The 8,930-nt window shown below is 48.6% G+C and carries 5 protein-coding genes and 1 pseudogene; 4 read left to right on the top strand and 2 right to left on the bottom strand.

Going from position 1 to position 8,930, the window contains the following annotated elements:
• Positions 1 to 190: 190 nt before the first annotated feature.
• Positions 191 to 703: pseudogene (locus NG833_RS03380) on the top strand (aldo/keto reductase); the annotation flags it as partial.
• A 74-nt stretch (positions 704 to 777) separates the two neighbouring features.
• Here the strand turns inward: NG833_RS03380 and sbcD are convergent.
• Positions 778 to 2,085 (bottom strand): exonuclease subunit SbcD, encoded by a 1,308-nt coding sequence (gene sbcD, locus NG833_RS03375; protein WP_254563921.1) that lies wholly within the window; start codon positions 2,083 to 2,085, stop codon positions 778 to 780.
• Positions 2,086 to 2,317: 232 nt separating this feature from the next.
• A complete protein-coding gene (gene cysH / locus NG833_RS03370) occupies positions 2,318 to 3,079 on the bottom strand; it encodes a phosphoadenosine phosphosulfate reductase (protein WP_254563920.1) in 762 nt (253 codons plus the stop codon).
• A gap of 835 nt (positions 3,080 to 3,914) precedes the next feature.
• On the opposite strand from cysH, the gene NG833_RS03365 reads away from it, so the two are divergent.
• The 3 genes from NG833_RS03365 to NG833_RS03355 all read left to right on the top strand — a co-directional run bounded on the left by NG833_RS03365 (position 3,915) and on the right by NG833_RS03355 (position 8,316).
• Complete coding sequence (locus NG833_RS03365) at positions 3,915 to 4,211, top strand: glutaredoxin family protein (protein ID WP_254563919.1); 297 nt, start codon at positions 3,915 to 3,917, stop codon at positions 4,209 to 4,211.
• A gap of 222 nt (positions 4,212 to 4,433) precedes the next feature.
• Entirely contained in the window at positions 4,434 to 5,927 is a 1,494-nt protein-coding gene (locus NG833_RS03360) for a UDP-N-acetylmuramoyl-L-alanyl-D-glutamate--2,6-diaminopimelate ligase (RefSeq protein ID WP_254563918.1), read from the top strand.
• Positions 5,928 to 6,621: 694 nt separating this feature from the next.
• On the top strand, positions 6,622 to 8,316 hold the full coding sequence (locus tag NG833_RS03355) for an ATP-binding protein (protein WP_254563917.1): 1,695 nt from the start codon (positions 6,622 to 6,624) through the stop codon (positions 8,314 to 8,316).
• Positions 8,317 to 8,930 lie beyond the last annotated feature (614 nt).

Genomic DNA, 8,930 nt, shown 5'->3' with positions numbered 1-8,930 from the left:
CAAAAAATAAAACCTTCAAAAAACCCGCACCCTGAAGGGTGGAGGCTCACAGGACAAAGCCCGCCTGCGCGGGCTAAAAGAGCCTTGTTAGGTGCGATCGCATCAAAGCAAGGATGATTTATTTGTTGGAATACCCTTATCGTACAATAGATTTACATTGGGACAGTCCCGAAAATTTAGTGCGTTTTGTGTTGGTATTGTGGCCCTGCAAGTTCAATACTCTCTGTTATCTACCTATCCCGTGACCACATTGGGGTTAAAAGAAGTCTGCGATCGCCTGGGAATTCAACTGATTGCTTACAGTCCTTTGGCGTTAGGATTGCTCACGGGAAAATACTCATAAAAGGGTCCATTTCCTCCGGGGATTCGTGGGTTGCTGTTTCGGAATATTTTACCCAAAATTCGGCCTTTGTTAGAATGTTTAGGAGCAATTGCCTCAGCCCGAAATAAAACCATGTCCCAGGTTGCGATCAATTGGTGCATCTGCAAAGGGATGATTCCCATTCCCGGGGCAAAAACTGTGGAACAGGCGCAACAAAATCTCGGTGCGCTAGGTTGGAGTTTGGATGCGTGGGAAATAGAAGAACTGGATCGAGTGGCGGCGAATTCTAAGAAAACAATGGTGCAAAATAACTTTCAAACGACTTTAAATAGCCCCGGGTTGTTTGAGTTTTTCCCAAATAATTTCGGTTCCGTTAAGTGAATTTTACGGCCCGGATAAACTCCTCCTAAATTGGGAATAAACTTATCACATTTAGGGTATTTTTTCAAGTCATTCTAAAGCAATTTCAGTTGCACTGATAGCTCGTCGATCGCCTCCTTCTGTTCCCCATCTTCAGCCGTTGAGGCAAATTGCCACATCTGCTCATCTCCCGCCAATAAACCCTCTGCCGCTTCTAGCAAATCGGTTTTGATATCTTCTAAGCCTTCTCGATTCTCTAAATAGGTTTGTAACGCGCTTAACGGGTCAATTCCTGCGCCCGCATTCAGTTCGGGGACTCGGGGTCGGGCGAGTTGGCTGACGAGTTCGGCTTGGATAGTGTAGTTATGTGCCTCGCTTAAGGCGGCATGAATAACGGTGTTATCAATTAAATCAATTTGGTGCGATCGCAATTGATAAATCAGTCTCACAACTGCATCCTCAATCTCCTGTTTGCCGACTGCCTTTAAAATCTGCTCTTGGGGATTCTCCGCTTCTGATACATCTACCTTAATCGTCTTAAAAGCTCGCACAACCAACGGGCAAAATTCCCACTTCGCCTGTCCCCGTTCTAACTCCACCATCACATAGCCTTTATCTTCCTTCTGCTCACTGAAATCTACCCGTTCAATACTTCCGGGATAAATCACTGGCGGATTATTCGTGGGATTCAGGTTCTGGTGGCGGTGAACATGACCCAAGGCTACATAATCAAACTCGGGGCGAATTAACAGGGAAATCGGAATGGTAAACCCCTTGCCGACTGCCAGAAACCGTTCCGCCCCTAATTCAGCGCGATCGGCCATTAAATGCGCCAGCAGGACTGTGGGTACCGTGTCGTCCAGTTGGCGGACTTCCCCTTCTAGGACGACGCGCAAACGGTCAATTAATATCTGATTCACATCTGATAGAGAAATCCCTTCGGTTTGCGATCGCGTCATTAAGGTGGAACGAGTAATCCAAGGCAAGGTAATAATCTGCACCGGACCCTTGGCAGTTTCTATGCGATGAGTCGTGAGGCGATCGCCGACAATAAACCCCGGGACTCCCAAGGTGCGATAAATCGATAAACTTGCTCCCCCTTGTCCTTGGGAATGTTGATCATGGTTGCCAACCAGCAAAACTGTGGGGATATTTGCCTCGACTAACCGATGAAATTGCCGCGCAAAGGCTTCTTGGACAAATGGCGGTGGGGTGGCATCGGGAAAGGCATCCCCGCCAAACAAAACTAAATCCACGGGTTCTGCAATGGCGCGATCGATACAGCGACTCAAGGTGCTGACAAAATCTTCTAATCGCGTATTCAAGCCCGTGGCTGGATTAACTCGCCCGTGGGAAAACCCACTGCCGATATGGATATCTGAAAGATGCAGAATTTTAATCATGGGGTGTTGTTAGTCCTTTGTCCTTTGTCCTTTGTGTTTTGTCCTTTGTCCTTTGTTTCTGTTGGGTTTGGACAAACTGGCGCGATCGCCTTATTTTAAACCCAGTGACAAAAGACCGAGGACTCTTCACTTCCTTTGTCTATTGTGCTTTGTTTCTTGAACGTTGCACAGACTGGCGCAGTCGCCTTGCTTCAAACCGGAGGACAAAAGACCTAGGACTATTAACTTCCCCTTAGATATGAATGCCGCATTCGCTTTTAGCCGAACCCCGCCAGCGTCCGGCGCGTTCATGTTCGCCAGCACCCACGGGAGTTGTCAGGGGTTCATCACCAATGCTGCCATACCCTTGATCGTGCAGGGCATTGTAAGGGACACCATGCTGCATGATGTAACTCCAAGTTTCTTTGCGGGTCCAGTTCGCTAAGGGATTGACTTTGATGCGTCCATCGTTATCCCGTTCAAAGATGGGCATTTGAGCCCGAGAACTGGATTGGTCCCGGCGGCGTCCGGTGATCCAGGCGACGACGTTTAATTCTTCCAAGCCGCGTTTCAGGGGTTCCACTTTCGTGAGATAGTGGAATTGTTCAACGTTGCTGTGCCACAAGGCAGTGCCGTAACGGTGGGCGAACTCGTGGCGATCGCTGGCTTCTGGGTTTTTGTAGATATGCAAATCTAAGTTGTAGTGTTGCTTAGAGCGTTCTACCAATTCCAGAGTTTCGGCAAAGTGGTGCAAGGTGTCGAGAAACAGAACAGGCACCGGGGGATTGGATTTCAGTTCACGGTAGAGGAGGTCCATAACGACCATGCCGCTGGCTCCAAATGCCGTGCTTTGCACAAGCCCTGTGGGAAAATTATTGACGCACCAGGCCAGAATCTCTTGGGGATGGGATGACTCAAATCGTTGGTTGAGTTCATCCAAGTCGAGACTGGTGGTGGATTTGGTTGGTGCCTGTACTGAGTTGACCATGCTCGTTTCTTTACTGTAATAAGTCATTTAAGGGTTTCCAAAATCAATCATACTCTAAAACTCCCCTAACTTGGTCGGGAATAAGTATTTTATTTCTAAGGGAGGAGTTTAGCGGTGTACTTGCTTCTATCCAAGGGCTTGGAATCCCTATTCCAAAAGGCTTACATTACTTGTTAAAGTTTTATGAAGTTACCGAAAGGAATAGGTGGGATGCCCTCAAATGTGTCTCTTGACCCGGAGGTGTCCGTTAGAGAACTGAGCATTAAGACTCAGATATCAGAGGGGAAGTGCCAATCCAAATTATATGCTGATGGGTGGCAATTACTGCATCGACTTCTGTCTATAAGAGCCCCACAGGCTAAAGCCTGGGGCTACACGGACAAAGCCTGCCTTCGCAGGCTCAAGATTGCACAAGATAAATTATCTAAAAAACCCCGCAGGCTGAAGCCTGGGGCTATACGGACAAAGCCTGCCTTCGCAGGCTCAAGCACAACATAAATCATCCAAACGTTCAAAAACCCCGCAGGCTGAAGCCTGGGGCTATACGGACAAAGCCTGCCTTCGCAGGCTCAAGATTGCACAACATAAATCATCCAATCGTTCGTAGTAATCCCTTCAGAGGTTTCTTTAAGATGACTCGGTGAAGGAGTCATACCAAATCCGGTTGGTAAAAGTCAATTTCGTGAATTAGCCCGCGCAGGCGGGCTTCGTCTGTGTAGCCTCCGGGCTACAGCCTGCGGGTTTTTACAGACCTTTGACAACCGGATTCCTTATCACTACGAACGATTTTTCACAACTGGATTTGGTATCAGGCTTGCTTTCCCATAAAATAACCAGGGTTGGGGTCTGGAGTAAATAGGTAATGCGATTAATTTTGTACGGAAAGCCGGATTGCCACCTCTGCGAGGGGTTGCAGGAAAAAATAGAACAGATTCGGGATTTGAACTTTGAGCTAGAGGTGCGCGACATTACCACCCAAGCGGATTGGTTTGCTGCCTATCAGTATGAAATCCCCGTGCTCTGTCGGGTGATGACTCCGGACCCCGACTCGGAAATTGCACCAAAAGAGGAACCCTTGCCGAGGCCCTCTCCTCGGGCCTCGGTGCAGCAAGTGCAGCAAATGTTACAGCAATACTTTCCGAAAAATGATTCACAATAGGCGAAAAATAATGCAAGACGAGAGGGGAGGGGAAGTTATATCCAATCCGGTTATTAAAAGTCTATTGTCGTTCTTAGCCCGCGCAGGCGGGCTTCGTCCCTGTAGCCCCAGGCTTGAGCCTGCGGGGATTTCATAGACCTTTAACAACCCGATTCCGGATTAACCCCATTCCCCTGAGTCTTGGATGAACGATCGCCCAACCGCCTGTGAGGAATTAAAACGATGAAGCTCAAAGCGTTATTACCCAGCATTCTGTTAGAGACCCTTGACAAGGAGGCGCTGGAAATCGAAGTCACGGGTTTAAGTACCAATTCCCATGCCTGTCAACCGGGGGATTTGTTTATCGGAATGCCGGGAACCCGTGTGGATGGCGGTGATTTTTGGCCCTCGGCGATCGCAGCCGGTGCAGTGGCAGCCTTAGTCAGTCCCCAAGCGGCGCAAAAACACCCCCCCCAATCTGATGCGGTGGTGATTCCCGTGGCAGATATGACCGCTGCTTGTGCCCAAATTGCGGCTGCCTTTTATGGGGAACCTGGGAAAAAACTCAATTTAATTGGGGTAACTGGGACCAATGGCAAAACCACCACCACTCATTTAGTCGAGTTTATTCTCCAGAAAGTCCAAAAACCCACGGCCCTGTTAGGGACCCTTTATGTCCGGTGGCCGGGATTTGAACAGGTGGCGGCCCATACCACCCCGTTTGCGGTGGACCTGAATCATCAATTAAGTGATGCAGTCCAGGCGGGATGTGAATTTGGGGTGATGGAAGTCAGTTCCCATTCCTTGGCCCAGGGACGGGTGCAGGGGTTGCCGTTTCAAGTCGGGATTTTTACCAATTTGACCCAGGACCACCTCGATTTCCATGAAACGATGCTGGATTACTTCGAGGCAAAAGCCAAGCTGTTCAGCGCGGAATATTTGCAAGGTTGCGCGGTGGTGAATATTGATGATAGCTATGGACAGCGCTTGGCTGAACGGTTGAGTGGGGATCAGTTATGGGGTTATAGCACCCACAATGCCCAGGCAGATTTATGGACGAGTGATATTGAGTATGAACCGGCAGGGGTGAAGGGTATGCTGCATACGCCGGTAGGTAATGCCAAGTTTTCCTTGCCCTTGGTGGGACAATACAATGTGGAAAATATGCTGGCGGCAGCGGGGGCGGTCCTGCATTTTGGGATTCCCTTGGCAGAGATTGTGGCGGTGTTGCCGGAGTTTCCGGGAGTGCCGGGACGGATGGAACAGGTGCTGATTAAACCGGACCAGGATATTAGCGCGATCGTGGATTATGCTCATACGCCGGATAGTTTGGAAAATGTGCTGAAGGCGACGCGACCTTTTATTTCGGGGAAATTGATTTGTGTGTTTGGCTGTGGGGGCGATCGCGATCGCACCAAGCGTCCGATTATGGGAAAAATTGCCGCAGAATTGGCCGATGTGGTGGTGGTGACTTCGGATAATCCTCGCACGGAAGACCCGGAACAGATTTTAAAGGATGTGGCGGCAGGGATTCCCGAGAGTATCTCAGCGCGGGTGATAGGCGATCGGGCTACCGCGATTCGGACTGCCATCTTGGAAGCAAAACCCGGTGATGGGGTGGTGATTGCCGGTAAGGGCCATGAAGACTATCAAATTCTCGGGACAGAAAAAATCCATTTTGATGACCGAGAACAAGCGCGCGAAGCGTTAAATCAACGGTTTGCCGCTGTGGTTTAACGGGTCCTGGGACCGGGAGAGTGACGCGGTTCGGTTGTTTTTGGCAATAATGTAGGGAAACTTTAATTTTTGCTGCATTTTAGTAGATTCAGTTGTAGGGTGGGCAGTGCCCACCTTCTGTTCGGTGGGCAGTGCCCACCCTACTCAGGGCGAGTGATTGGGGTTGTTAAGGGGGGGAAAGGGGGATCAATCGGTTATTTTGCAAGAAGTCTACTGTTTAAAGCGCCTGGAATAGGGCGCTTTTTGCGTAGGATTACGAATGCAACATCAAGGAATTTAACTTTAAAATAGAATTAGCCTTACTCATAAAAATAATCCTCTTCCCGACTTGAGGGAAGATAAGAAAGACTGAGAGGGTCTGAAGAGACCCAGGTTTCTATACCTAACTCTATCTTCTGCCCATTGAGGGATGAGATGGAGAGCGGTAATTGAGCTAGGTCAATGGACTAAGGGTGCGAAGCGATCGGAAAAATCAGGGTGTTTGAATCAAATAGATGATGGCTCGGACCCTTAAAAATTGCTAGAAACCTAAACAAAATTGACGTTTAGGCTACTGTATTCATTCCCCGGTTTGTGGGGGTGATGTTAAGTTGACAACATCAACCGCCCAAGGGAAATGCATCAAGTTCCTGGCGTCGGATTTCCTGCCCTGGGTGAAGTACAGGGATTTGCCAACTCGCGGACACTTCAGAAGATGAATTTATCAACAGCTCAGGATGTGTCTCTTTATGATTGCGCCCTTAGTGCGATCGCACCGCCTCATCCCTTGCAAGTTTCCTACCCGTCTTTTAAGGGCATGGTGGGCGGTGTCTTTGACCTGCTGATCGAACAAAAAATCCCAGCAACGTTGTGGGTGAAGCTTCCGGATTGGTGCGACTGGCAGGGAGACCTCGATCGCTACCGCCATCTGCTCGGTGGAACGAATCCGGTCTATATCCTCCACCCCAAACCGGGTGAGGATATTCAAAAGACTGGGGAGGAAAACACAGAGGAGGAAGGAGGAACCGGAGGAACAAACGAGTTATATTCCCGACAGCGATACAGCTTTTTTAAACCGCGATCGTCGGATCAACAAAAAAGCTTCGATCGCCACCTCCATCGCAACAGTCCGCCCTACAGTGCCCCGTTAACCTGCGGCATTGACGAGAATTCCCTGATTAGCGATCAAGGACCGATCCTGATGCCCACCAAAACCCCCTTACCCTTATGCTCCATTCAGTTAGTTCTCAATAGCAAACTGAACGATGAATATTTTCTGATTGTGTTGTCCCCGGAATTATCCGTGGCAATTTTAGCCAGTCCCGCGCACTCAAGGGAGTTTGAACCCCATTCCTATCGGGAATCTCAGCGAAATAAAACCTTAGTTGCCCTTTATTCCCTAGACCAACAAACGATTCAACAGGTTTTCGATGGACTGAAAGTCTCGGTGAGTAAAGGGTGTTGTCAGAGTTGTCCGATTTCCGAGGAGAATCAACCCGCGATCGAGACATCTGGGAAAGTTTGCGAGAATTTACTCGAAAATTGGGACATGGCTTTTGGTCACCTGGAATTGCCTAAACCGGACCCTTTATTATTGGGACATTTATTTAGTAAGCAACTCCAGCGACTGGAACAGCAAGGACAAGAATTGGCCGGGGAGGGAGAACTGGCGGCATTGCGACGACAAAATCAAGAACTACTGGATGCCTTGGAGTTTAAAGACGAGTTTCTGAATAAAATTGGACAGGAACTCCGCACGCCGTTAACCAATATGAAAACGGCCTTGAGCTTGTTGGATTCACCCAAACTCAAACCGGCGCAACGAGAGCGATATAGTGCGCTCTTGCATCAGTCTTGCGATCGCCAAAATGCCTTAATCGACGGATTCCTAGAACTCGTGCGCCTAGAAAGCGAGGTGGATAAAGCCCAAATGGAGGGCATCCGCTTAGGAGAAATTGTCCCAGGAATCGTCAGTACCTATCAGCCGATCGCCCAGGAAAAAGGCGTACTCTTAGCCTACACCCTCCGCAGCACATTACCCCCCGTAATTTGCACCCGGGACTGGCTCAAAAAAATTGTGCTGAATTTGCTGCAAAATGCCATTAAATTCACCGGGTCTGGTGGGGAAGTTTGGGTGCGTTCTAAACAACAAGGAGATTACGTTCAACTGGAATTTCGCGATACGGGTATCGGCATTCCCCCTGGGGAAATTCCTAAAGTTTTTGAAGCCTTTTATCGGAGTCGTCAAGCTATTAATGACGATATAGAAGGAGCCGGATTGGGATTAACCATTGTCCAACAGCTTTTACTCCATTCCGGGGGTTCAATTACGGTCAAAAGCCGGGTCGGACGGGGTTCGGTGTTTAGCATTTTATTACCCGTTTACGATGAAAGCAATGGGGAATGGTGAACTAATATAGCGAGTCTAAATCAGATATAAAGATAGCGAGCAAGATGCTCGCACTCCAAAGATAGCGAGCATCTTGCTCCCACTCCAAGGACCAGAAACCGGGTTTCTGCCAAAATTGTTGCTTCATCGCCTAAATTGACGAAAGAAACCCGGTTTCTAACCCCCGACAAAGGACCAGAAACCGGGTTTCTGCGATAAGTGTTGCTTGATTGCCTAAATTGATGAAAGAAACCCGGTTTCTCAACCTCCTATAAAAGGACCAGAAACCGGGTTTCTGTCAAAACTGTTGCTTGATTGCCTAAATTGATGAAAGAAACCCGGTTTCTAACCCCCGACAAAGGACCAGAAACCGGGTTTCTGTCAAAATTGTTGCTTTATTGCCTAAATTGATGAAAGAAACCCGGTTTCTAACCCCCGACAAAGGACCAGAAACCGGGTTTCTGTCAAAACTGTTGCTTGATTGCCTAAATTGATGAAAGAAACCCGGTTTCTCAACCTCCTATAAAAGGACCAGAAACCGGGTTTCTGTCAAAATTGTTGCTTGATTGCCTAAATTGACGAAAGAAACCCGGTTTCTCAACCTCCTATAAAAGGACCAGAAACCGGGTTTCTGT

This window comes from Oscillatoria sp. HE19RPO (assembly GCF_024220515.1).
Taxonomy (GTDB): domain Bacteria; phylum Cyanobacteriota; class Cyanobacteriia; order Cyanobacteriales; family Laspinemataceae; genus Laspinema.
The sequence above is the reverse complement of the archived record's forward strand: the minus strand, read 5'-3'. Positions and strand labels throughout refer to the sequence as shown.